The 25,876-nt window shown below is 64.0% G+C and carries 11 protein-coding genes and 2 pseudogenes; 3 read left to right on the forward strand and 10 right to left on the reverse strand.

Features of this window, described 5'->3' with window-relative positions; genetic code table 11:
• Position 1: 1 nt before the first annotated feature.
• From MMB48_RS11750 to MMB48_RS10305, 5 genes and pseudogenes are all read right to left on the reverse strand, one after another.
• Positions 2-4,051, reverse strand: a pseudogene (locus tag MMB48_RS11750) (beta-ketoacyl synthase N-terminal-like domain-containing protein); the annotation flags it as partial.
• 191 nt (positions 4,052-4,242) lie between these two features.
• Positions 4,243-9,586, reverse strand: a pseudogene (locus tag MMB48_RS11755) (fatty acid synthase subunit beta domain-containing protein); the annotation flags it as partial.
• Positions 9,587-9,624: 38 nt separating this feature from the next.
• A complete protein-coding gene (locus tag MMB48_RS10295) occupies positions 9,625-11,247 on the reverse strand; it encodes an acyl-CoA carboxylase subunit beta (RefSeq protein WP_032743616.1) in 1,623 nt (540 codons plus the stop codon).
• Positions 11,240-13,117, reverse strand: a complete 1,878-nt coding sequence (locus MMB48_RS10300) for a biotin carboxylase N-terminal domain-containing protein (protein WP_032743615.1) — start codon at positions 13,115-13,117, stop codon at positions 11,240-11,242. Before MMB48_RS10300 ends, MMB48_RS10295 begins: the two co-directional genes overlap by 8 nt.
• A 704-nt stretch (positions 13,118-13,821) precedes the next feature.
• Entirely contained in the window at positions 13,822-14,739 is a 918-nt protein-coding gene (locus MMB48_RS10305) for a biotin--[acetyl-CoA-carboxylase] ligase (RefSeq protein WP_032743647.1), read from the reverse strand.
• 231 nt (positions 14,740-14,970) lie between these two features.
• Here MMB48_RS10305 and MMB48_RS10310 point away from each other — a divergent pair, with 231 nt between their 5' ends.
• Both MMB48_RS10310 and MMB48_RS10315 read left to right on the forward strand, forming a co-directional pair.
• Positions 14,971-16,995, forward strand: a complete 2,025-nt coding sequence (locus tag MMB48_RS10310) for a DUF6020 family protein (protein WP_032743611.1) — start codon at positions 14,971-14,973, stop codon at positions 16,993-16,995.
• 5 nt (positions 16,996-17,000) lie between these two features.
• Positions 17,001-17,858 (forward strand): helix-turn-helix domain-containing protein, encoded by an 858-nt coding sequence (locus MMB48_RS10315; protein ID WP_032743609.1) that lies wholly within the window; start codon positions 17,001-17,003, stop codon positions 17,856-17,858.
• 215 nt (positions 17,859-18,073) lie between these two features.
• On the opposite strand, the gene MMB48_RS10320 is transcribed toward MMB48_RS10315, so the two are convergent.
• The 5 genes from MMB48_RS10320 to MMB48_RS10340 all read right to left on the reverse strand — a co-directional run bounded on the left by MMB48_RS10320 (position 18,074) and on the right by MMB48_RS10340 (position 25,282).
• Positions 18,074-18,427: a substrate-binding domain-containing protein gene (locus tag MMB48_RS10320; protein ID WP_050496207.1), complete on the reverse strand. Its 354-nt coding sequence runs from the start codon at positions 18,425-18,427 to the stop codon at positions 18,074-18,076.
• A gap of 232 nt (positions 18,428-18,659) precedes the next feature.
• Positions 18,660-19,628 carry a transketolase family protein gene (locus tag MMB48_RS10325; RefSeq protein WP_050496206.1) on the reverse strand — a complete coding sequence of 323 codons (969 nt, stop codon included), beginning with the start codon at positions 19,626-19,628 and terminating at the stop codon, positions 18,660-18,662.
• Between the two features lie 81 nt (positions 19,629-19,709).
• Positions 19,710-20,603, reverse strand: a complete 894-nt coding sequence (locus MMB48_RS10330) for a transketolase (protein ID WP_201786872.1) — start codon at positions 20,601-20,603, stop codon at positions 19,710-19,712.
• A gap of 124 nt (positions 20,604-20,727) precedes the next feature.
• The gene (ppdK, locus tag MMB48_RS10335) at positions 20,728-23,394 is read right to left on the reverse strand and encodes a pyruvate, phosphate dikinase (RefSeq protein ID WP_032743606.1); all 2,667 of its coding nucleotides are present in this window, start codon (positions 23,392-23,394) and stop codon (positions 20,728-20,730) included.
• A gap of 454 nt (positions 23,395-23,848) precedes the next feature.
• A complete protein-coding gene (locus tag MMB48_RS10340) occupies positions 23,849-25,282 on the reverse strand; it encodes a sugar porter family MFS transporter (protein WP_168928628.1) in 1,434 nt (477 codons plus the stop codon).
• A gap of 220 nt (positions 25,283-25,502) precedes the next feature.
• On the opposite strand from MMB48_RS10340, the gene MMB48_RS10345 reads away from it, so the two are divergent.
• Positions 25,503-25,790, forward strand: a complete 288-nt coding sequence (locus tag MMB48_RS10345; protein WP_050496205.1) for a putative quinol monooxygenase — start codon at positions 25,503-25,505, stop codon at positions 25,788-25,790.
• The last annotated feature ends 86 nt before the right edge of the window (positions 25,791-25,876 follow it).

The raw sequence follows: 25,876 nt of genomic DNA on the forward strand, positions 1-25,876 counted from the left end.
ATCAGGCCTCGTAGTAGCCGTCGGCACCGAGGCGGGCGTCCGGGTTGAGGAGCATCGCCTTTTCGACCTCGTGGTGGTCGTAGCCACGGTGATCCTCGCGGAAGCGACGGTTGTCGATCGGCTCGTAGAGCGCGGCGCGACCCATCATGCCTTCCTCGAGGTGACGCTGGCCGGCGGCCAGGCGGGCGTTGGCACGCTCACGCCAAGCTTCCAGCGCGGCCTCGCCATCGGCCTTGGCCACGGCCGCTTCGAAGGCACCCGGATGAACCAGGGCCACGAAGCCGGAAACATGTCCGAAGCCGAGCGAGGTGGCCAAACCGGCCTTGACCGGGCGACCAGCGGTCTCGCGACCGAACTCGTCCTCGCCACCGCCGATGCGCAGGGGCTTCCTAACCCAGACCATGTGGTCGTCGCGCTGGAGCTTCGGATCCACGCAATCGAGCGCCGCGTTCGCCGGAATCACGCCGGACTTGAACAGCTGCGTCAGACCGTTGACCTGGAAAATGCAGGCACCACCCTTGGCGTGGCCGGTAAGCGTCTTCTGCGAGATCACGAACAGCGGGTTGCCGTCGGTGCGGCCGATGGCGTGGGCCAGCGTGTTGTGCAGCTCGGATTCGTTCGGGTCGTTGGCGTTGGTGGACGTGTCGTGCTTGGAGACCACGGCGATGTCGTCGGCTGAGACGCCGAGCTTAGCCAGGTCGTGCACGAGCTTGGAGTCCTTGCCACCGAGGCCGGCAGCCAGGGCACCGAGGCCCGGAGCCGGGATCGAGGTGTGGGCACCATCCGCGTAGGAGTGGATGAAGCCGACCACGGCCGCGACCGGCAGGCCGAGCTTTTCGGCGATGTCACCGCGGGTCACGAGGATCGTGCCGCCGCCCTGGGATTCCAGGAAGCCGCCACGGCGACGATCGTTCGCGCGGCTGAAGAAGCGCGCGTCGATGCCCTTGCCGTACATTTCCTCTGAATTGGCGGTGGCGTTCATGTTGCCGAAGCCGATCACGGATTCCACGCCGATGTCGTCGATCGCGCCGGTGACCACGAAGTCGGCCTTGCCGAGGGCGATCTTGTCAACGCCCTCTTCAAGGGAGACGGCCGCGGTGGCGCAGGCGGAGACGGGCTGGATCATGTTGCCGTAACCGCCGATGTAGGACTGCATCACGTGAGCCGCGACCACGTTCGGCAGGGCTTCCTGCAGGATGTCGGTCGGGATCTCGTGGTTGAGGAAGCGGTCGAGGTACAGCTTGCGCATCGACATCATGCCGCCGAAGCCGGTGCCCTGGGTCGAAGCCACCAGCGAGGGGTGGATGGACTCGAGGATTTCGGCCGGAGTGAAGCCGGCGCCCAGGTAGGCGTCCACAGTGGTGACGATGTTCCACAGGGCGATCTTGTCGACGTCGCCGACCATCGAGGCGGGAATGCCCCATCGGGTCGGGTCGAAGCCCTTCGGGAACTGGCCGCCGACTGTGCGGGTCATGGTGGCGCGGCGCGGCACGCGGATCATCGAGCCGGCGTGGCGGGTCACGTTCCATTCGCCGGATTCCTCATCCGGGGCGATGGTGGTGTGAGCCTCGTCCAACTTGACGTATTCGGCGGCGACTTCGCGGGTGGGCACAGAGAAGGTGACGTCGTGGTCGAGGAAGACCTCAGCTTCTTCTGCGTCAGCACCGTCCTTGTAGTCGTTGCCCATGCCTTCCTCGAACGGGCGGATGCCGGAGCGGGCCACGACCTCGTCGTGGTAGCGCTCGGCGATGTCCTCTTCGGGCACGAGGTTGCCGTCGGTGTCGTACCAGCCGGGCTTCGGGCTGTCGGCCCAAGTCAGCAGACCCATGTTCCACGCAAGTTCGAGCACTGCGCCGGCGCTCAGGTCGACAGTGCCGTCCGAGTGGATGCCGAGCTCGGCCTGGGTGCGCGTACGACCGGAGCCCCACGGGCCCAGCTCACCGACGGAAACGATGACGATTTCGTCTTCCGGATTGGCGGTGACGTTGGTCCAGTCGTTGAGGTCGACCGAAGCCTGCTTGGTGACGATCGGGGTGGGCAGCGCCTTGATTTGCTGCCCACGCGAGGAGTCGGACAGTCCAGTGGACTGTCCGGCGACGGAGCCATCCGTTTCCTGAGACGAGGCCGCAGCAGCTTCCTTCTCCGCATCGGCCATGGCCTCCGCGCGCAACGCCTTGATGTCGATGGGCTCGGAGCCGAGGCCACCGGTCAGGTCCACATCGAGCGGGGCCTTGAGGGCCTGCTCGCGCGATTCGGCAGTGCACAGGTCGAGCAGCTTGGCCGCAATCTGTGCGGTGGAGTAGGTGTGGATGCCGTGACGCTCAACGACGGCGACCAGCGGGTCGTTACCGCCCATCAGGCCGGTGCCACGCACCCAGCCGATCTTCGGGTGAGCGAAGGTGACGCGGCTCGACCACACCTTTTCGGCGCGGGCACGGTTGACGATGGCGTCAAAGGCGCTCTTGACTTCGCCGTAGGCACCGTCGCCGCCGAATACGCCGCGGTTCGGGGAACCGGGCAGCACCACGTGGAGCTTGTGCTGCACGTTGGTGTCGGCACCGATGTGGCTGAAGCCGACGATGGCGCGTTCCACGCCCCACAGCATCAGTCGCGCCTGTGATTCGAACAGGTCGCCGGAGTCGGCGAGCGTGCCATGGACCGGCGGAGCGGCGAACGGGAAGAACAGGGTCGGCTCCCACGCGGGCTTCAGAATCGTGGTGGTGGCACCGGAGGTCTTCTTCTGCTCGTGGCCCACCCAGTCGACCAGAGCGTCGACGTCGCGGTAGCTGGAGAGGTTGGCAGGAACCAGCCACAGCTTGGCGTTGCCGGTGGCGTGCTCGCGGTAGGCCTGCTTGGCCCAAGCCTTGATGGACGGCTTGAAGCTGTGCGAGGTGGCCACCACAGTGGCGCCGCCTGCGAGCAGGCCTTCGACCACCTGAGCGGCAATCGAGTTCGGGCTCACGCCGGTGACAATGGCGATGTCGTTCGCGTAACGGGAGGCGTTCTTGTTGGAAGCGACCTGTTCGAGGGCCTCGGAGCCGGCCTTCTGGAAGGCGGCCTTAAGCTCCTCGCTCTCCGACTCGTTGGCGAACCACTGGGCTTCGGCGGCGATGGTCTTGCCAAGGCCGATGAAGCTGCCGTTCAAGGCGGCGGGGTCGTTGCCGTAGTAGGCGCGGGCGAGGTCTTCACGGGCGGAGGCCCACCGGTCATCGAAGAGGATGGCCTTGTTGGCGTCGAAGCGCGGAGCGACCTGCTTGGGCCAGTCGGAGCCAAGTTCGGCTTCGACCGCGGCCACGACGGCGGCGTTCTCGTCCTCGGATTCTTCCGGAGCCGGAGCGGTCACGCCGAGCTCGTTCAGCACGAAGCGGGCGGTGGCGGCGAGCACGCCGTTGGAACCGGTGACCTTCTCGGCGAAGGCGTCGAGCGCGGCGGAATCGACCACAGCGCCACCAGCGGCACCACCGGCGGACGGCAGGGCCACGGCAACACCCTTGAGCTGGGCGACGACCTCAACGGCCGCATCGATCAGCTTGTCGGCTTCCGGCTTGTTCTGCACGGCATCGGTGGGCAGCTTGGCCAGGTCGCCGCCACGGGAGCTGGCACCCTCGCGAGTGTCGAGCAGCAGTGCGGCGAGCACGCTGGCCACCCAGCCTTCGCCGAGCTGCCATACGTTGGCCACACGGTCGCGGATGTACTGCTGTTTGACGCCGGCGGCACCGAACAGCGAGCGCAGGCGGTCGCGCAGCGCCTCGGAGAGCACGGCACCGAACGGCTTGTAGTTCGGGGCGGCCTTGTTGACGATTTGGGCGAGCTTGTCGAGCGTCGCTTCAGCAGCACCGTCCACGCTGGCGACTCCCAGCTCGGAGCTGATGTCCATGAGCAGCTGGTTGCGGCGAGAAGAGACACCGTTGGTCAGGGTGTCGGTGGTGTCGTTGCTGCCGATCTGGTCGAGGCGTACCTTGGCGGAGTAGGCCATGAGTACGCCGATAGCATCGGAAGCCTTGAAGGGCAGGTCGGCGACGGCGGCACCAGACGGTGCGCCAGCAGCGGCCTGCCCTGATTGCAGGCCGCGCGAGGAGTCGGACAGTCCAGTGGACTGTCCGGCGACGGAGCCATCCGTTGTCTGAGCAGCCTCAGTCGCGGCATTTGCCGGAGCAGCACCCGAGCCAAGCTTGGCGACGGCGGAACCACCGGCAGGAGCGGTTTCGACCGGGGCCGAGGCCGCAGCCTCTTCCGGCTCGTCGTCGGGAACCAGCGAATCGGTGTCGGTCATGTAGACGCGGCCTTCATCGCGACCGACGTTGTAGACGACCGTATCGTTGCCGGCGAACTCGGGCAGACGCAGGGTCTTGGTACCGAGGTTGGCCAGGGTCGGGGCGTTGCCGAGGCCGACTTCGACGTATTCTTCCACGCCGAGGCCGCCCTGTTCGCGCTGACCGAAGAGCAGCGTCTGGGTTTCAATCCAACGCACCGGGGAGGCGAACTGCCAGGAGAGCAGTTCGGTCAAGAGCAGACGGCCGAGCTGCTGGTCGTCGGCGGCGTAGGAATCCCACACGGCCGGGTCGTCGAGCGCGGCCTTGATGCGTTCGGACGGCACGGCTTCGAGGATCTTGGCGGCGAATTCCTTGGTCATCTCGAACGGGGTGGCCACCAGGTTCGGGATGTAGCGGTCCACCAGACGGCCACGGTAGTCGATGTAAGCGGGAAGCAGCGCGTCGAGCTTGTCGCGGAATTCCGGCACGCCCTTGCGCAGCAGCGTGGAGTGGAACGGCACATCGATGCCGGGCACCAGCATGAACGCGGGCTTGCCACCGAATGCGGCCACGCGGCGGGCGGAATCGGCCTTCAGGGCCTTGAGTCCGGCGATCGTACCGGCGATGGCGTACTGCTGGCCGGCGAGGTTGTAGTTCACGATCTCCAGGAATTCGCCGGAGGCCTTGGCCACGGATTCCACGTATTCCTTGACGTGCGCGTCGTCCACACCGAACTGGTTCGGACGCAGGGCACCCATGCGGTAGTTGGAGCGACCCTGTGCGTCACGCTCGATGAGGTGGTGCATGGTGGAACCACGGTGGAACACGAGCTCCAGCACGGTTTCCAGCGGAATCACATCGGCGAACGCGGACAACGCATTGTATTCGCCGAGCGAGTGGCCGGCGAAGTAGGCGGGCCAGATGTCGGCGCCGGCTTCGCGCAGACGGGCGGTCTGGGCAAAAGCAACCGTCGCGAGCGCCACCTGCGTGAACTGCGTCAGGTTGAGCAGGCCTTCGGGGTGACGGTAGGTCACGCCGTTGGCGGTGAGCTCCTTCGGGTTATCGCGCACGAGGCCCAGGATCGAGAAGCCGAGCTTGGAGCGGGTGAGCTTGTCGGCGCGCTCCCACACGTCGCGGGCGGCGGCGGACTTGGCGCGCTCGTCCAGAACCATGCCCTGCTTCTGGATGCCCTGGCCGGGGTAGACGAAGGCGGCGCGCGGCGCACGGACCAGTGCGGTGCCGCGGGAGACGAGCTGGCCGTCGATACGGCAGGTGACTTCGAGGGTCATGCCGCCGTGGCGCACTTTGCCGACGCGCTCGACGGAGATTTCGACGGTGTCGTCAAGCTGGACCATGCCGTACATGTTGTAGGTCCAGCCGGCAATCTCGTAGTGGGCACCCTTCTCGTCGGTCGCCTGCACGGCGTGCTGGGCGGTGGCGGACAGCCACATGCCGTGCACGAGCGGGGCGGCCAGGCCGGAGATGCGAGCGCCACGAGTGGAGGTGTGGATCGGGTTGAAGTCGCCGGAAGTGCGGGCGAAGGCGGTCATGTCGTGTGGGGCGACGACCTTCACGCGGCGCAGCAGACGGCGCGGAGTGGCCTGCACTACTTGCAGGCCGCGCGAGGAGGCGGACAGTCCAGTGGACTGTCCGGCGACGGAGCCATCCGCTTCCTTATTCAGGAGGGCACCACCATACTCGGGGGCGTCTGCCGGCAAAGCATCGGAGTAGACGCGGCCGCGGATCGCGAAACGCTCGGTTTCGCGGGCAAGCGGCGTGCCGTCGGCGGCGGTGTGGGTCACGTGGATGGTGACCACGCGGCCGGAGGCGGACTCGAAGTAATCCTCGGCCCAAGACTTCAGGGTGATGGTTTCGCCGGTGTGCTTGAGCAGGTCCTCCTCGTTCACCTCAAGTTCGATGAGGTGGTCGAGGTGGACGGCGTTGAGCAGGCCTTCAATCACCGGGTAGCCCTTGACGTACACGGAGCCGAGCGCCGTGTAGATTGCCGGCCAGGCAGGGCCGACCAGCGCATCGGGGGCGATGCGGCTGGGCTGCAGGGTGGTCGGCAGAGCGGCGCCAGTGGCCGCTTCGTGGTCGAAGCCGAGGTTGGCGGACAGGGTGTAGGTTGCGGTTGCGGTACCGAACGGACGCTCGTCAGAGGTCTTGCCGTCAAGCTGCGGCATCTCGGTGAGCTTGTCGCCGGTGATGGCGGTGTTGCCGATGCCTGCGGTGGCGGCGAGCATCGCGTAGACGTCCGGAATCAGGCGTTCGCGGTCCACGACCGGCACACGGCCGGGCTCGGTGCCTTCCACGATGAGCGGGATGACGATATCGCGCACGGCGTGCTTGGAGGTGCCGCCGTCCGGGTCGTTGTCCCAGTAGGTGTCGAGGTGGATGTCCAGATCGTACTTGCCGGCCGCGGCGTCAAACGCGCGGATCTCGTAGTACTGGTCGCCCAGGGCGGTGCCGTAGGCCGGGTTGTCGGTGATGTGGCCGACCCAGGAGATGTTCGGGGACTTGCGGATGAAGTCTTCGGCGCTGGTGGCCTCGCCAAGTGCGGCGAAATCGTCGTTCTCAGCGGCATCGGCGGCTTGCTGTTCGTCCTGCACGCGCTTGATGGCGGCGGTTTCGAAGCGGCCGAGGATGTCGGCGATCGGCTCGTCGATGGTGGTGATGCCGGCAACGGAGATCGGGCCGGGGATGGCACGCACGGAATCGGCGGAGTAGCGCTGGTCTTCGGACTGCCAGAGCTGGTCCTGACCCCACCAACGCAGCAGGTCGTTGTCGATGACGGGTACGAACGGCATGGGCTTGGGGTATTCGCGCACGAGCACCGGGAACCAAGCCACGTCGGTCGGGACCACCTTGAGTTCGGCGGTCTGCGGGTAGGCCAGTGCGAGCTTTTCGAGCGCGGGGGCCGGGTCGGCGAGAATGTCGTCGTGGGTCAGCAGGCCAGCGGCATCTGCCTCTTCAGCAGAAACGCCATCAGCGGCGAACAACTTGGAGGTGAATTCGCCGGAGTCCGTGTCGTTCACACGGGCTTCGATGCGCTGCAGCAGGTGCTGGAAGCGGTCGGCGTAAGTCGGGTCGACCCACGGGAAGGCGAGTTCGGCGAAGCGCCGCGCCCACTCAAGGTAGGTCATGGAGGCCAGGTCGCCGAAGTAAGGCTTGGCGGTCTTGTTCAGGGCTGCGATGATTTCCTTGCGGCGGGAGTCGAGCTCTTCGGGGTGCTTCATGACGCGCACGAGCAGACGGCCGCATTCGGCGGAGTCGTTCTCGAGCTCGTAAATGTCGGCGTGCAGGCGGCTCAGGCCGGAGGACATGCCACCGACGGACTTGCCGGACGGCACCCAGTGGGCGGCCTGCGGGGCGAACACGTCGTCGGACTTGGCGTCGGCCGGAATACCGGGCGTCTTGACGAGCAGCTGCTTGACTTCGGGGCTGGTGTGAGCCTCCTTGGCGGTCATCGCGGCGGTACCGATAAGCACGCCGTCGACCGGCATGTCGGGCAGGCCGTAGGCATGGGCCCACTGGCCGGAAATGTAGTCGGCCGCGCGTTCGGGGGTGCCGATGCCGCCGCCGGCGACCAGCACGAGGTTGTCGCAGGCGCGCACTTCGGCGTAGGTGGCGGCAAGCAGGTCATCCAGCGCTTCCCAGCTGTGGTGGCCGCCGGCTTCACCGCCCTCGACCTGAACCATGATGGTGGTGGGGGACACGGCCTTGGCGATGCGCACGACCTGGCGAATCTGGTCCACGGTGCCGGGCTTGAAGCTCACGTACGGCAGACCGTCCGCCTGCAGCGACTCGATCAGGGCCACGGCTTCGTCCAGCTCGGGGATGCCGGCGGAGACGACCACGCCGTCGATCGGCGCGCCGGAAGCACGCTTCTTGGGCACGATGCGGGAGGAACCGAACTGCAGGTTCCACAGGTAACGGTCCATGAACATCGCGTTGAATTCGACCGTGCGGCCTTCCTCCAGCTCGTCTTCGAGGGCGGCGATGTGGCGGTCGAACACTTCGGCGGTCACCTGGCCGCCGCCGGCGAGCTCGGCCCAGTAGCCGGCGTTGGCCGCGGCGGCCACGATTTCCGGTTCCACGGTGGTGGGGGTCATGCCGGGCAGCAGTACCGGCGGCTTGCCGGTGAGCTTGGAGAACTTGGTGACCAGCTTGGCGCCGGCCGGGGTGTTGATGACGCGCGGGGCGAACGCCTTCCAGTTCTGGGTGCGCTCAGGCTCGCTTTCCAGCGTGGAGAGCGTGGAGCGTTCGGACAGCGTGGTGGCTTCGACCACGCCGATGCCGGTGCCCTGCACCACGTTGCCGATCAGCTTGCCAAGCGTGTTGCCGGGGCCGAGGTCCACAATCCACAGCTTGGCCGGGTCGGCGGCGTTGAACAGCGCCTTGACGCGGGCATTCCAGTCCACATGGTTGAGCAGCACTTCCGCAGCGAGTGCGCGGGTGCGATCCTGGTCAAAGCCGCAGGCGCCGGCCCAAGACACGGTCCGCTCAACAGCTTCGGCCATGAGCGGAGAGTGGAAGGGCAGGGTGACTTCGAGGTATTCGAGAGTGGGGTTGAACACAGTGCCGCCGTGGAGCTTCTGTTCACGCAGCTTGGCCTGGTGCTTGTGCTCGCGCTCGGCTTCGAGGGCGAGTGCTGCCAGGTCTTCCGGGTAGCCGGAAAGCACGTGGTGGTTGTCGGAGTTGGTGACGGCGATGGAGATCGGGCCTCGGGCGTTGTTCACGCGCTTGACCAGAGCCTCAACCTGTTCGCGGGTGGCGCCCTTGACGGAGAGCATCGGACTGGCCTCGCCATACTTGGGGTTCAGGCCCAGTTCGCGCACGCGGCGGGTTCCGGCTGCACCGATCAGGGCGGCCACGGCCAGAATCTCGTCAAGCGTGGCGCCGGCGGCCTCGATGGAACCGGCGGCCTCGATGGCACGGGCCATGTGCACGGCGAGCACGCCCTGGGAGTGGCCGAGCACGGCAACCGGCTTGGCGGCGGCCACACTGTAGCCAAGGTGTTCCAAGTCGAGCAGGGCGCCGAGCTGGGTCAGGGCCACGCCTTCCACGGACGCGGTGGCGTCGGCTGCGGCGCCGAGGCGGGCCGGGTTCGGAGCGAAGCCGAACAGGTCGACCGGACGGCCGGTGGTGGTCAGCAGGTCGGCGGCGACCGGGGTGAGCAGTCGGTTGGCTGCGGCGATGTGGCCGCGCAGGGCCTCGTCAAGGCTGGGATCGGTGGTCTGGTCTGCCAGGGCTACCGGCCACGGGGTGGACTGGCCGGCGAAGGCGAGCGCATGGGGCTCGGTGGCCAGGCGATTGAGGAAGAAGGTGGTCATTGCTTTCCTTACTTGTGTTTGGTTGATGTCTTCAGAAATCAGAGGGGCTGGTTGCCGTGGTGTTTGGTGGTGCGCTTGACGCGCCGCTTGGTGGCGAGCGTGGCCAGCGATTCGACAATCACCTCACGGGTCTGTTCGGGGTCGATCATGCCGTCGATCTGCCCGATTTCCAGCGACAGGTTCGCGTTGACGGTGCTGGTCTCGTACTCCTTGATGTACTTGGCCCGCAGCGCATCGACGTCCTGCCCGGAGGCCTTGGCCTTGGCCAGGTCGTGACGGTGGATGATGTTCACCGCGCCGGCCGCGCCGAGCACCGCGATCTGGGAGGAGGGCCACGCGAAGTTCAGGTCCGCGCCGATGGCCTTGGAGCCCATCACGATGTACGCGCCGCCGAACGCCTTGCGCAACACCACGGTCACCATCGGCACTTGCGCGTTGGCGTAGGCGTAGATCACCTTCGCGCCGCGGCGGATGATGCCGGCGTGTTCCTGGTCGGAGCCGGGCTTGTAGCCGGGCACATCCACGAGGGTGACCACGGGCAGGTTGAACGCGTCGCACAGGCGTACGAATCGGGCGACTTTCTCGGACGAGTCGACGTCCAGGATGCCGGCGAGCACGTTCGGCTGGTTCGCCACGATGCCGACCGGCTTGCCGTCGAGACAGGCGAAGCCGACGAGCGCGGAGGCGCCGAACAGTTCCTGTACCTGCACGAATTCGCCGTAATCGACGATGCAACGAATCACTTCGAGCATGTCGTAGGGCTGACGTTCGTTGGCGGGCACGATGGTGGCGAGTCGCTTGGCGGTCTCGCGTTCGGCGCGGGTGACGGCGTAGGCGTAGACCGGCGGCTTGCTTTCGCTGTTGGACGGCAGGTAGGCGAGCACGGTGCGCGCATAGTCGATGGCGTCGGATTCGTCCTCGCCGAGGTAGTGGGCCACGCCGGACACCCGGTTATGCACTTCGCCGCCGCCAAGGTCGGCCATGGAGATGGTCTCGCCGGTCGAGGCCTTGACCACGTCCGGCCCGGTGACGAACATGTTCGAGTTCTCACGGGTCATGATGATGAGGTCCGTCAGAGCCGGGCAGTAGACGGCACCGCCGGCGCAGGGGCCGAGAATCAGGCTCAGCTGGGGCACGAAGCCGCTGGCCTCGCAAGTCTTGCGGAAGATACGGCCGTACTGGGTCAGAGCGGCCACGCCCTCCTGTATGCGGGCGCCGCCGGAGTCCACGATGGCCACGATCGGCACTTTGAGGTCGATGGCCATGTCCATCAGTCGGCAGATCTTCTCGCCTTCGGCGGTGCCGAGGGTGCCGCCCTTGACGGAGAAGTCCTGGGCGTAGACGGCCACTTTGCGGCCGTAGACCTGGCCGAAGCCGGTGATGACAGCTGCACCGGCGTTACCGCCGGCGATGTTGCCGCCCTGGAAGCGGCCGATCTCCTCGAACGTGCCGGTGTCGAAGAGCAGGTCGAGGCGTTCGCGCGCGGTTTTCTTGCCTTTGGCGTGCTGCTTGTCGCGGGCGCGCTCTTCGGCGGCGCGGGCCAGTTCGGCGGCCTTGACCACGGCGGTGCGCAGCGGCTGGTGGGCCGAGGGCTGGGCGGCGTTGGCGACCGAGGCCGCAGCCGTGGCCTTCACGGCCGGCGAATCCATGATGTCAGTCATTGCCACCCTCCTTCTTGACGTCGGCGGCCTTGGCCACGTCCAGCGTGACCAGCGTGTCGCCGGCCTCCACGCCGTCGGCCGGGCCAACGAAAATCTTCTTCACTTCGCCGGAGGCCGGCGCGTACACGTAGTTCTCCATCTTCATGGATTCGAGCACCACCAGAAGGTCGCCCTTGGCCACTTGCTGGCCTTCGGACACGTTGATGCGCGTGACCACGGCCTGCATCGGGGAGGCGATGATGCCGGACTTGGCGCCGTCGCCGGACTTGGCGGCACCGGAGGACACATTGTGCAGCCCCGCGCCGCGCAACGGCTGAGTGGGGCGCTTGGCACCGCGGGCGCGGGCCGAGCCGGTGATGTTCTCCACGATGTCGAGCGGCACGGTGAGCTTGACGCGGCGGTTGTTCATCTCGATGACGAACGTCTCCGACTTGGACCTGTCGGGCGCGGCCGGGGCAGCGGCACCCGGGGCGGCGGCCAAGGAGGCCGGCTGGCCGGAGGCGGCGGAAGCCGGTGTGCGGTTCAGGTACGTGCGTTCCAGCCACTTGGTGGACACGGCGAACGGATGGCCATGCTCGGCGGTGAAGTCGTCGTTGCGGAAGATTTCCTTGAACAACGGAATCGGCGTGGGCACGCCTTCGATCACAAGCTCATCGAGTACGCGACGCACACGGGCCACGGCATCGAGACGGTTCTGGGCGGTGACGATGACCTTGCCCATCATCGAATCGAACTTCGGGGAGATGGTGTCGCCCTGTTCCACACCGGTATCGATGCGCACGCCGGGGCCGGCCGGCCACTGGATCTTCTCCAAGGTGCCGGAGCCGGGGGTCAGGTTGGTGGCCGGGTCTTCGCTGGTGATGCGCAGTTCGAAGCTGTGGCCGCGCGGTTCGGGGGCACGGGTGAGCTCGCCGCCGGCGGCGATATTGAGCTGTTCGCGCACCAGGTCGAGGCCGCTGACCTCTTCGGAGACGGTGTGCTCCACCTGCAGACGCGGGTTGACTTCCAGGAAGTACACCTTGCCGTTCGGGGTCACCATGAATTCGCAGGTCCCGAGGCCCACGTAGCCGACCGTGGTGAACAGGCGGCGGGAGTATTCCTCGAGCGTGCTGATGATTTCCTCGGGCAGGAAGGGCGCGGGCGCCTCTTCCACAAGTTTCTGGTTGCGACGCTGCAACGAGCAGTCACGGGTGGAGTACACGGTGAAGTTGCCGTGCGAGTCGCGCCCGGACTGGGTCTCGACGTGGCGTGCCTTGTCCACGAACTTCTCGATGAAGTATTCCTTCAGATCGCCGCCTTGCAGCGCGTCGTGGTTCATGTAGAAGCGGCGCAGCTCCTCGTCGTCATGCACCACGGTGATGCCGTGGCCGCCACCGCCATCAGTGCGCTTCATCATGATCGGGTAGCCGTGGGTGTGTGCGAAGTCGAGCAGCGTTCGCACGTCGGTCACCGGTTCGGACAGGCCAGGCACCGGCGGCACTTTGGCGCGCAAGGCCACTCGGCGGGCGGTGATCTTGTCGCCCAAATCCACCAGCGCGGTGTGATGCGGACCCACCCAGATGGCACCGGCGTCCTCGACCTTCTGCGCGAAGCTCGGCACTTCGGAAAGGAATCCATAGCCAGGATGCACGGCGTCCGAACCGGTCTTGCGCAGGATGTCGATCAGCAGATCCTCGTTGAGGTACGTGTCCTTGTAGGTGTCGCCGGAGAGCAGGTATGCCTCGTCGGCCATGTCCACATAGCGGCTATTGCGGTCCTGTTCGGAGTAGACGGCCACGGTGGAGATACCCATCTCCTTGGCCGTGCGCACCACGCGAAGCGCAATCTCGCCTCGGTTCGCAATCAGCAGTTTTTTGACAGTATGAGCCATAGTGTCAAATTCTGCTTCTTATATAGGGAATAAGGCAATCCACGTTCTCACAAAAGCGTTCACGCCCTTTTGTAGGCATTAAACAAACGCGCACGTAGGTTTCAGCATCGTAACCGTTGGCAAAAATCGCCATCAAGACCGATATTGCAACGTTTGCAGCCATCAGAATCGACGTTACATAAGTTGACGCTACTACCCCATTCGTCAACTTACGACAAATCAAAATCGATAATTTTGTAACTTGATACGAAACCGCACGAAATCGAACACCTCTACGATGGCAACCGTAAGTTCAGGGGAAGGCTCACAGCAAGCGGGCGCAATGCGGCCGGCCAAGGCCGATTCGGCACAGGTCAGTTCGCATCGTATCCGCTTGATTTCGCATCATATGCAGTTTGCATGCGGTGTGGAGCGTCCGCAATATGGACAATCCGCACCGCCATCATGCCGCGAAACGACCGATCCCCTTCATTCATCGCATACCGTCCGCCATTCACGGCGATATCACGCAAACATAGGGGCGTACGCCTTCGGCTTCGTCATCCAGTCCGCGTTGACCGGTGCACCGCTCGCCGCCGTGGCCCTGGCCTCCATGGGCTTCGTTGTCGACGACGCCATCAAGGCCGTGGTGGTCTCTCTGGCCACCGCCGGCCTGTCCAAGCTCGGTCGCTGACCTAAGCTACTAGCTAGCTACTGGCCGGCTATTACAGCACTCCCACATCGGCGGTGCGGACCGTATGGTCCGTGCCGTCTTGTGTTCTCAGGATCAGTGAGGCGTCTTCGTTGAGGCCGATGGCTTCGCCGGTCAGCGTGGTGCCGTCCGTGAAGTGCGCCTCGACCTGACGGCCGCGCGCCCAGCACACCGCCTTCATTTCCTCGCGCAACGACTCGGCCTGGCCCTTCGGGTCGGCGATGAACTTCGCCAACCGCTCGCGGAAGCCCTCGACCTGACGTTCGGCCACCGCATCGCGCATCTCGCCGAACGACGGCAGCCCGGAGACATGCAGCTGCAGCGAGGTCGATTGCGGCGTGGGCAGCCGGCAGGCGCCCAAGGCCAAGTTCAGGCCGACGCCGAACACGATGACGACGTCGTCATCGGCATCAGCATCAGCATCAGCATCAGTACCGGTACCGGACGACGGCGGAATCACCAGCTCCGAGAGCAGCCCGCCCAGCTTGAGCCCGTGGCAGAACACATCATTCGGCCATTTGAGCTCAAGAAAGCAGTCCGACTGGTTTGGCGCAGCACCATACTCCTCGATCATGCCGTTCAGCGCATCCAGCGTGACCAGTCCGGCGATCATCTGCAACCAGCCGTTGACGGATTCATCGGTGGCGATCGCGCGCGGAATGCGCACGGCATAGGACATCGTCGAGCAACGGCCGGGCTGACTGACCCACTTGTGACCATTGCGGCCACGGCCGGCGGTCTGCCGGTCGGCGGCCACCACGACCACCGCCAGTTCGCCATCCTGGTGGTCGGGCAGCGTCAACGACCCGTCGCCGATCATCTGTGCGGCCAGCGCGTTGGTCGAATCGGTTTCGTCCACGGCGACCACATGATCCGCGACGGCTGTAGTTCTGGGTAGCTGCGGCGTTGCAGCTTTCAATGCAATCATCATGGACACTACGTTACCTCGGTTGCGCCGTTTTTTACCCGCGATATTCCATGGAAAGCGCAAAAAATCAACCACTTTCACCCACATAGCCCGTGTTAACGTTCACAACTTCGGAAATTCCGCATTCGCCGAACCCACGCATGCACCCGGCCGTCGTATTGGCTTGCGAACAATGGCAATGCCCGGCAGACATCGAATATCAACCGTTGACCTGTGCGGCTACCATATATTGTCATGACGTCACCAGCCACCGCGAAGCTTGCCGCCGTATCCAGCCGCCAATCCCACCCGCATCTTGCGCGCGTGGGCGCTGCCGCGCGCTGGACACTGGCCGCGCTGGCCTGCCTGTGGCTTGCACTGTGCACGGCGGTCGGCCCGCTGTACTGGGACGAGGAGAACGGCACCCTCGCCCATTGGAACTGGGCCAATACCGCAATATCCGTCGTGTCATTCCTGATATATCTCGGAATCATCACACTGATGGTGCGATTCGCAGCAGGCCAGCGCATACTGCCGAGGGCTATCGGCGAGCGCCTACGTCACCATCAGCAGAATAGCGAAACATCACGGCCCGCCGCCGATCAGCAGGCCAGCCAACCAGCCAAGACCCGTCGTACCGTTCGCGCTATCGTCACGTCCACCGTCACTGTTCTGGACCGCTGGATCACACGCGGCACGAACCGGTTCTGGAAGCTTATGCTGGTGTTTTTTGTCGGCTGGCTCTGGGTGCCTGCCACGCTGCTTGCCGCATTCGGCGCTGATGTTCGTTCACAGATCCGTGAATTCAGCTGGGCCTGGAACCAGTGGACCGGCCTGAAACAGCCCTATATCGGCTTCTTCTCCTTCGTGCCGATGGACATCTACCCCACTGCGCACTACATGTGGCCGTCCGATCCCACGTATCTGACCGACCAGCACAATGTGGTACTCACTGTGTTCTATGGCGCGATAGTCACGTTTGCGAGGCATCTGACCGGCTCAAACGATGCCGGCATCGTGACGTTGGCTGCCCTGCAGACGCTGTTCGCCGTGTTCTGCTGCGCTGCCGCCGCCAATCGATTCCTGAACCGGCCTTGGATAGGAAAAACGGCAACGGATTCCGCCGTTCCCCCACAGGCCGGAGGATTGGCTCGATTCCTGATTCTGCTGTTCTTCATGGTCTGCCCGCTGGCCGTGTTTTCCACTATCTCCATCACCAAATCGCCGCTGTTCGCGTTCTCGTTCGTCTGGTGGTTCAGCGTCTGGTATGAACTCGTCCAGACCTGGCACCCCGTCGGCACCCGCAAACATCCTCAGGCCACTGCCATCGCCACGCCCGTCCACTTGCCGCGCCACAGTTTCATCGCCTTTATCCTGGCCACATCGGTGATGCTGATTTCCGCGAAATATGCGTGGTACATCATCGCCCTACAAATCGTGCTGGCTCTGATCGCCGACCGCAAGCGCTGGGCGACTTACGTCGTGGCGCTGCTCATCCCCACCGTACTGATTCACGGCGGCATCTCCTTCGCCATCTCCTCTGGCGCGATCATCGGCGGCGACCCAATCGAAAGCCGCGGCGTACAGCTGCAGATGATCGCCCGCGTGGCCCAGCGCAATCCGGACGGCATTTCAGACGAAGCCAAAAAGAACCTCGCGCCCGTCTTCAATCTCGATCAGATGGCCGACGCTTACTCCCAGCAGGATGCCGACCCGGTGAAATCCTCCGGTATTCAGGCCAAGAAGGTCAGCTACAAGTGGCGCACGGTGACGCCCGAGGATATGACCAATTTCAACAAGGCATGGTTCGAAATCGTCAAGGACAATCCGATCATCGCGTTGGATGCGCTGCTGGCCAAATGCTTCGGATACTTCAATGTGAACGATCAGCCGTACGTATCGATGGATTATTACGTGACCAGCGATTACGTGCAGAAAAACTCCACATGGATCAAGGATTACAACCATGTCTGGCGTGAGCACATCGCCGGCTTCACTCGCATATGGGGCAGCATTCCCGTACTCGGCTGGCCCACGCACGGCAATTTCTACGTGGTGATGACATTGCTGATCGGCGCGGCCGAGGTGATTCGCCGACGTTGGCTCACCCTCATGACCCATATTCCGCTGCTACTGCTGATGGGCGTGATGATTACCGCGCCGGCCAATAATTTCGAGCGGCACATGTTGCCGGTTGCGTTTGTATTCGGATTCGTGGTGCTGACGTATTGGCGAGAGTCTTTGGCTGAAAGGCAACGCCAATCAGCGACGCTACACTAGTGACTATGTCAGATTTTCTCGAACTTCTTGCTGCCGACGTTGCCGATTCGTCCGGTGCGTCCGGTACGCCCAGTGCGCCCGATTCATCCGGTTCGACCGCACCCGGCATCGCCGCGACCAACCGCGTACGCACCGTGCTGTTCGAGTGCCTGTTCAATCATCTGGCCGACGAACGAGTGGAGTCCCTGTTCACCATCCTCGGCTTCGAGCATGACTTCGATTGTTATGCCATCGCCGGATACCCTGCCCGGTCCGCCGCACGTACGGCCAAGGAAATCGAGAAAATCGTGGCCGATTTCGGCGGTGTGTGTCTGACCGCCAAGCGCCCGATCGGCAACAGCACCGCCGTAGTGGCGTTGATTCGTCCGGTCGGTGCGGCCACGCCGGAAATCATCTGCAATACCATAGCCCCGTCGTTCGCCGCCGATCGGCCAATCGCCTTGGGTCCGCAGCGCACCGGTGCCGATGGCGCGATGCGTTCGATTCAGGCCACGCTCTACTGTCTTCAGGCCGCGCCGGCTCTGGCCGCCACCGTGCAGCCATTGCCGCGCCCGTTACGCACCGACGACGCCCTGCCCGAACGCGCGTTGATCGGCGACGCGGACGCCCGTGACGAACTGGTCCGCGTGGTCTACGGAAGCCTGACCGCGGCCGGCCCGGACGATCCGACGCTGCTCACCGTCTCCACATTCCTAAAGTTCGGTGGTTCGCTCGAAACCACGGCCAAGGAGCTCAACGTACATCCCAATACGATTCGCTACCGTTTGAAGCGCGCCGCCGAATCCACCGGCTGGGATGCCACCGACCCGCGCGAGGCGTACGTGCTGATCACCGCCATCGCGCTGGGGCTGATGGCGAACTGATAGCGAACTGACGTAGGAGTGAATACAGTGAATACTCTGAACCGCACCTCCAATCATCGGACATGAATTACTCCAGTCCAACAATTGGGATGCGGCTCACGCAGGTGATTGAAAATGGGATGGGTACGGAACAATTGATTTCGCCATACCGTACCTCAGGCAATATCTGCGCGAGCATGCCGTCTACATCCGCACGCATGGATGGCAGGACGTCCCTATCGCCGGGTCGACTCGCGTTCGATCAGACGGTAGCCGACGTTGACGGTTTGCGGGTAGAACTCGTCGTCGGGGTGCTCGATGCGGCGCATGAGCAGCGACACGGAGGTGTTGGTCACGCCGCGGAAGTCGGTCGCCACGGTGGTGAGGGTCGGCACGTTGTATTCGCCGGATGAGATGCCGTCGAAGCCGATCACGAGCACGTCGCCAGGCACGTTCACGCCGCCGGCGCCGCTCCGACCGTCGAAGCACTGCCGACCGGCACCAACGTTGCCGTCACCGTGGTGCGTACGGCCGACGAGGCGCGTGTGATCGTCACGTCGGAGGACGGTACCAACACCCGCGTCTACCACATCAACTTTTCCGAGAACTCCAAGTAAGTGAGGTGATGCCCATCAGACCAATCCCCGAGTTCCGCACCTCCGGTTTCCATCCTGCTTAGGATACGCAAGGCCCTTCCCCCACCTATGGAGAGGGGAAGGGCCTTGCGTATCCGGTCATCAGGTATCCGGTCACCGGCCCATGCCGAGCCGGCCCACCCGAACGGAGTCAGGCGAACAGGCCCTGCAGCGCCAGGAATGTCCTTCAGGCCGGCTTACGCGCCACAGCACGCTTGGCCGCTGCGACGATGTCCGCAGCGGCCAAGCCGTACTGTTCTGCCAGATAGTCGGCCTTGCCGACCTGGCCGAAGCGGTCGTGGACGCCGACGAATTCCATCGGCACCGGCTCATGGCGTACGACGACCTCGCTGACGGCTGCGGCCAAGCCGGTGGTGATGCTGTGGTTCTCAGCGGTCACGATCGCGCCGGTGTCGTAGGCTGCGTCGATAACGGCACGCTCGTCGAGCGGCTTCCAGGTGAACATGTCGAGCACGCGCACGACGATGCCTTCATGGTGCAGCAGTTCGACGGCCTTGAGGGATTCGACCACGCACCAACCGGAGGCGATGATAGTCACCTCGGCACCGGGCTCGGAAACCAGGGTGGACGCCTTGCCCACAGTGAACTGGGTACCGGTCTCGTACACCTTGGTGCAGGACTTGCGCACCAGACGCATGTACTGCATGCCATAGGTTCCGGCCATCCAATCCATGACGGAGTTGAGCATGGTCGCATCGGTGGGCTCGATCACCGTCATGGTGGGGATGGAACGCATGATGCCCATGTCCTCGAAGGGCATGTGGGTGCCGCCGTTGGTCTGGGCGGTGATGCCCGGATCGGAGCCGATGAGCTTGACGTTGGCTCCCTGATAGGCGCCGGAGATGAAGACCTGATCGGTGGCGCGGCGGGACATGAATGGAGCGAAGGTGTGTACGAAGGGCACCTTGCCGGTCAGGGACAGGCCTGCGGCCACGGAGACCATGTTGGCTTCCTGGATACCGCAGTCGATGGCGCGGTTGGGGAAGCGCTTCAGAAAGGGCTTGGTGCCCATGGCGCCCATCAGGTCGGCGTCCAGCACCACCAGGTCCGGATCGTTTTCCGCTAGGGCGATGAGCTTGTCGCAGAAGGCGTCGCGCATGGCCTGCGGCTCGGGAATGAGTTCATTGACGATCATGATGTTTCGTTTTCCTTGATTGTTCGACGTTGTGTTCGACTCGGGCGGATTGCCGCCCCGAGGTTCGGATTCGTGCAGGTGTCACTTGCCCAGCGGGCTGGATGCCTTGATCTTCGCCACCTCGGCCTCGGTCATCTGGTCGATCTGGCGGATGGCCTCATCGCGCTGTTCGGCGCTGATCGTGGTCGAATGGCCCTTGGGCTGGCCTTCGATGTCCTTCCATCCCAGACCCTTGAGCGTGTTAAGCACGATGACGTTCGGCTTGCCATCCGTCTGCTCCTTGGCGCGTTCGATGGCGTAGAGAATCACCTCCACGTCGTTGCCGTCCGTGAGGTTCTGCGCATACCAGCCGAAGGAGGCGAACTTGGCGGCCATGTCACCCATGTCGCAGATGTCGGCGCAGAAGCCGTCGAGCTGGAGCTTGTTGTAATCCACGAACACGGTGAGGTTGTCGAGTCGCTGCTGGGCGGCGAACAACGCCATCTCCCAGACCTGACCCTCCTGGCTCTCACCGTCGCCGACGATTGCGTACACGCGGTTGGACTTGCCGTTCATCTTCATCGCGGCGGCCACACCGGCGGCCACGGAGACACCCTGGCCGAGAGAACCGGCGGTGATGTCCACGCCGGGCACCTTGAGACGGTCGGCGTGACTGGGCAGATTGGTGCCGTTCTGGTTGAGCGTGGCGAGCCATTCCTTCGGGAAGAAGCCCTTCAGGGCGAGCGTGGCGTACAGGGCGGGGGCGCAGTGGCCCTTGGACAGAGCGAACCAGTCACGACCTTCCCAACGCGGATCGTCGACACGAACCTGCATCTCTTCGCCGTAGAGTACGGCGAGCACGTCCGCGATGGACAGCGAGCCGCCGATGTGTCCGGTGCCGAAGACGGAGATCTCCTTGACGGTCTCCTTGCGTATCTCACCGGCGAAACGCTTGAGTTCCACGAGTCGTTCGCGTGGAATGTTCGGCATGATCATTGATTTCCTCATCTCTTAGATAGGGGTGACAGGTGAATGCCCGGCCCGCTCGTCCTCACGCCCATCGGAAGGAAGGCTAAGCGGTCGGACGGGTGATGCGGGTCGGATGTGATCGTTGGTCCGTTCAGCGGCGCACGGGTGCGCGGCAGCCGATGGCCGCCTGAGCCGCAGCCAGTCGTGCGGCCGGTACGCGGAACGGCGAGCAGGAGATGTAGTCGAGTCCGGCCTGTTCGCAGAAAGCGATGGACTTCGGGTCGCCGCCGTGTTCGCCGCACACGCCGAGTCGCAGGTTCGGACGGGTGCGTCGGCCAAGCTTGGACGCGATTTCGATGAGATGGCCCACGCCCTTGGTGTCCAGGTGCGCGAACGGGTCCTCATCGAGGATGTGCTTGGCGTAGTAGTCGGGCAGGAAGCGTGCGGAATCGTCGCGGCTGAAGCCGAACGTCATCTGCGTCAGGTCGTTGGTGCCGAAGGAGAAGAACTCGGCGCTGGCGGCGATTTCGTCGGCGCGCAGTGCGGCTCGCGGCGTTTCGACCATGGTGCCAATCTGGCACACCATCGTCAGGTCGTCGGCCTGGGCGAGTATGCGGTTGACGGTCTCCTCGACCTGCTGCTTGACATAGTCAAGCTCGCAGCGGTTGACAACGAGCGGCACCATAATCTCCGGGGCGACCGTCCACTGCGGGTGGCGGCGCTTGACGTTGATCGCGGCCTCGATGACGGCCTGCGCCTGCATGCGCGCGATCTCCGGATAGGTGACGGCCAGGCGGCATCCGCGATGGCCCATCATCGGGTTGACCTCCTTGAGCTCCTCGACCACCTTGGTGATGTATTCGGCGTCATGGCCGGTCTGAGCGGCGAGTTCGGCCACAGCCTCTGCGGTCTTGGGAATGAACTCGTGCAGAGGCGGGTCGATGAGGCGCACGGTAACCGAACGGCCCTCCATCGCCTCGTAAAGGTTCTCAAAGTCCTCGCGCTGCATGGGCAGGAGCTTGTCGAGCGCGCGACGGCGCTCCTGCTCGTTGGAGGCCACAATCATCTCACGGATGGCGGCGATGCGGTCGGATTGGAAGAACATGTGCTCGGTGCGGCACAGGCCGATGCCTTCGGCACCGAATTCACGGGCCTGCTTGGCGTCGGCCGGGGTGTCGGCGTTGGCCCGCACCTCCAGACGGCGGAAGCGGTCAGCCCAGCCCATCACTCGGCCGAATGCGCCGGAGATAGAGGCCGGCACAGCGGCAATGCGCCCGGCGTACACCTTGCCGGCATTGCCGTCCAGGGAGATCCAGTCGCCTTCTGCCACGGGCGTGCCGCCGATCGCGCAGCCGGTGATATGACCCGTCTCGTCCTGTTCGAATTCGATGCCGGACAGACCGGACACGCAGCAACGGCCGATGCCGCGGGCCACTACGGCCGCATGGCTGGTCATGCCGCCGCGAGCGGTGAGCACGCCCTGTGCGTAGTGCATGCCGTCGATGTCTTCGGGCGTGGTGTCGAGGCGGACGAGAATCACCTGTTCGCCGCGCTTGGTCCATTCGACCGCGTCCTCGGCGCTGAACACCACACGCCCGGTGGCGGCTCCCGGCGAGGTGGGCAGGCCTGTGCCGAGCACGGTGCCACTGGCCAACGCCTTAGCGTCGAACTGCGGGTGCAGCAGCGCGGTGATGTACTTGGGGTCGACCGAGCAGACGGCTCCCTCCTGGGTAAGGATGCCCTCGTCGACGAAGTCGCTGGCGATGCGGAAGGCTGCCTGCGGCGTACGCTTGCCATTGCGCGTCTGCAGCATGTAGAGCTTGCCTTCCTCGATGGTGAACTCCATGTCCTGTATGTCCCGGTAGTGCAGCTCCAGCTTGTCGACGATGTGCGTGAACTGCTCGTAGACGGCCGGGTTCTGTTCCTTCAGGTGGCTGATGGCCTGCGGGGTGCGGATGCCGGCCACGACGTCCTCACCCTGCGCGTTCATCAGGTATTCGCCGAACAGGCCCTTCTCGCCGGTGGAGGGGTTGCGCGAGAACGCCACGCCGGTGCCCGAGTCGGCGGACATGTTGCCGAAGACCATGCGTTGCACGGTCACGGCGGTGCCCCAGGTGTCGGGAATCGAGTTCATGCGGCGGAAGTAGATGGCGCGTGGGTTGTCCCAGGAGCGGAACACAGCCTGCACGGCCTCCATAAGCTGCTCGATCGGGTCGGTGGGGAACGAGCGTCCCACCTGACGGCGGTATTCGTCGAGGAAGAGACGCACGAGGCCTTCGAGATCCTCGGCGGTCAGATCGGTGTCCTGCTCGGCGCCGCGTTCCCGCTTGAGCTCGTCGAGGGCTCCCTCGAAGCAGGCCTTGTCGAGACCCATGACCACGTCGGAGTACATCTGGATGAATCGACGGTAGGAGTCCCATGCCCAGCGGGCGTTGCCGGTCTTCTCGACGAGCGCGCGGACCACGTCCTCGTTGAGTCCGAGGTTGAGGATCGTGTCCATCATGCCGGGCATCGAGACGCGGGCGCCGGAGCGCACGGAGACCAGGAGCGGATTCTCAGGGTCACCAAGCCGCTTCCCCAAAGATTCTTGCATTTCAGACAAAGAATCAAAAATCTGGGACTTAATTTCGTCATCTACCTTGCCGCCGTCAGCAAAGTAACGCACGCACGCTTCGGTGCTGACGGTAAAGCCTTCCGGCACCGGCATGCCCAGCTTGGTCATTTCGGCCACGCCGGCACCCTTGCCGCCCAGAAGGTTGCGCATCGACGCGTCGCCTTCCGAGAACTTGTATACATACTGTTCGCCGCTGAAACGCATGTTCAGCCTCTCTTACTGTCGGTCTGGTGCTTTTGCGCACGGGTTGGATGAGCCCCGGCTGCCGTGCCGTGGACCAGGAGCCGTTCGGCTTGCTCTCCGGTCGGCCCCATGAAGAACAATCTACGCGCCACCACCACGACTGTCAAACCATTTTACGGACATCTTGTCCATAAAGTGCAAAAGTGACAGACAACCATAAAAACGCGTCACAACGCACGCGGACACGCCATCCCCGACGACATCTCACCGACATGGCGGCGCAACGGGAACCCGCCCAATGCAACCGCACGCAACGTTTCGGCGAAGAACACACCACACAGTGGAACCACCGCACGCACGGAACCGCCTCGCGAAGCATGGACACACCCCGCGGATCCGCACCGACGCAAAAGGGCCGCACCCGGCACATGCCAGATGCGGCGCCCCTATCTCTCTTAGGAAAATGATCCGGAGGTCAGCCCGCGACCGCGCTTCTCGCCTCACGCTCGATCTGCTCGAGGCTTTTGCCGCGCGTTTCGGGCACGAGGACCTTGACGAAGATCCAGCAGCCCACGTTGATCGCGGCAAACAGGAAGAACGTACCGGAACCGCCGATCAGGCTCAGCAGAATCGGGAATACCAGTGAAAGCAGACAGTTGGTGATGTTCATGGCGATGTTGGCGTAGCCCACGCCACGAGCACGAACCGCAGAGGGGAAGATCTCGGCGAGCAGCAGCCAGCAGACCGGAGCCACCATGCCCTGCACGAACACGAGGTAGATCATCATGAGCACGATCATCACCCACGCGGCCGCCTGAGAGCCGGGGTTGGCGTTGACGAAGATGTAGCTCACGCCGATGGCGACCAGGAAGACGACGGTGCCGGTCAGACCAACGAGCATGATCACGCGGCGGTCGATCTTGTCGATGAGGCCAAGGCCGCCGACGATGGCGGCGACGGCGGAGACCGCGATCACCGGGACGGTGGCCACGATGGACATGGACGAGTCGAAGCCGAGGGTGCTGGAGAAGATGGTCGGTGCGTAGTAGTTGATCATGTTCTGTCCGCCGACTTGGTTCATGAGAGCCACGCCGATGCCTACGATGAGCACGCGGCGCAGCCACGGTTCACGGAAGCTCATGCGCTTGGCCGGACGATCCGCATCCGCAGCGGGCTCGGTGTCGCTCATCGATTCGTAGGCGGCGCGGGCCTCCTCAAGGTCGCGGGTCTCGACGAGTTCGCGCACTGCGGCGGCGTCAAGTCCGTGACGGGCAAGGTAGTACGGACTGTCGTGGATGACGAGCGAGACGACGAGCAGCAGCACGGCGGGCACGGCTACGGCCCACATCATGGCTCGCCAACCGGCTCCGGACAGGTTGAGCACCGCGTTGACGGACACTGCAAGCAGCTGGAAGACCACAATCATCACCGAGTTGACGGACACCACGCGGCCGCGCTTGGTGGAGGAGGTCATCTCACCCAGATACAGCGGGATGATGGTGGAGGTGAAGCCGATGGCCAGACCCATCACGAGGCGACCGATGCACAGCACCACCAGATTCGGGCTGACCGCGCAGACGATGGTGCCGGGGACCGCGAGGGCCGCGCCGGCGAGAATCATCTTGCGGGGGCCGAGCACGTCGTTGAGCACTCCGGAGAGGAAGGACCCGATGACCGCGCCGAGCAGCAACAGGGATGTGATGACGCCCTGCTCCCCGGTAGTCAGCAGCCCACCTTCGCCCGAGCCGATGTTCATGGTGATCAACGCGCCGGAGAGTGCCGTCAGCGTGTAGCCATACAGGCCGCCGCCGAAGACGCCGAGTATCACCATCAGCGTGGTGTACCGACTGCGCTTCGCCGCGAGCGCGGCGAGGTCCATATCATCCGTTAGTTCAGCAAATGACGCCATTGCCATCATCCTCCCGATAGTCTTTCAACCGAAACAATCAGACTTCATTATCGATTTTCGGTCATTACGTTCATACTATATTAACAGTGAACCCAATTACGCCTTTTTCCTACTTTTTGGCACTCTAAACCGGATTTTATGTCCGTTTTTTATGAGGTAGCTTACATATAATGGAGACATCCAACCAATTCTGACCCATTCATCGTCGAAAGGAACCATCATGCAGGTCATCTACGCCACCGTCCACGTCAAGGACGAGAACAAGACCGAGTTCGTCCGCATCATGACCGAGCTGGTCACCAAGTCCGCCGCCGAGCCGGGCTGTGCCGGCTACAACCTGCTCCAGCGCGAGGACGATCCGAACGAATTCGCGTTCGTGGAGTTCTGGCCCACCGAAGAGGCCCATACCGCCCACTGCGACACCGAACACTTCCAGACCCTGTTCCCCCAGGCCTGCGCCCTAATCGAAGGCGAAGTCGAAGGCATCATCAGCAACGTGCTGGTCTGACCTCCTGCAATCTCTTCCCCGCGTTTATTCGCATATGGCCTCGCATATGACCTGTATAAGGTCACATGCGAGGCCATATATATAAG

This window comes from Bifidobacterium sp. FKU (genome assembly GCF_026016385.1).
Classification (GTDB): Bacteria; Actinomycetota; Actinomycetes; order Actinomycetales; family Bifidobacteriaceae; genus Bifidobacterium; species Bifidobacterium infantis.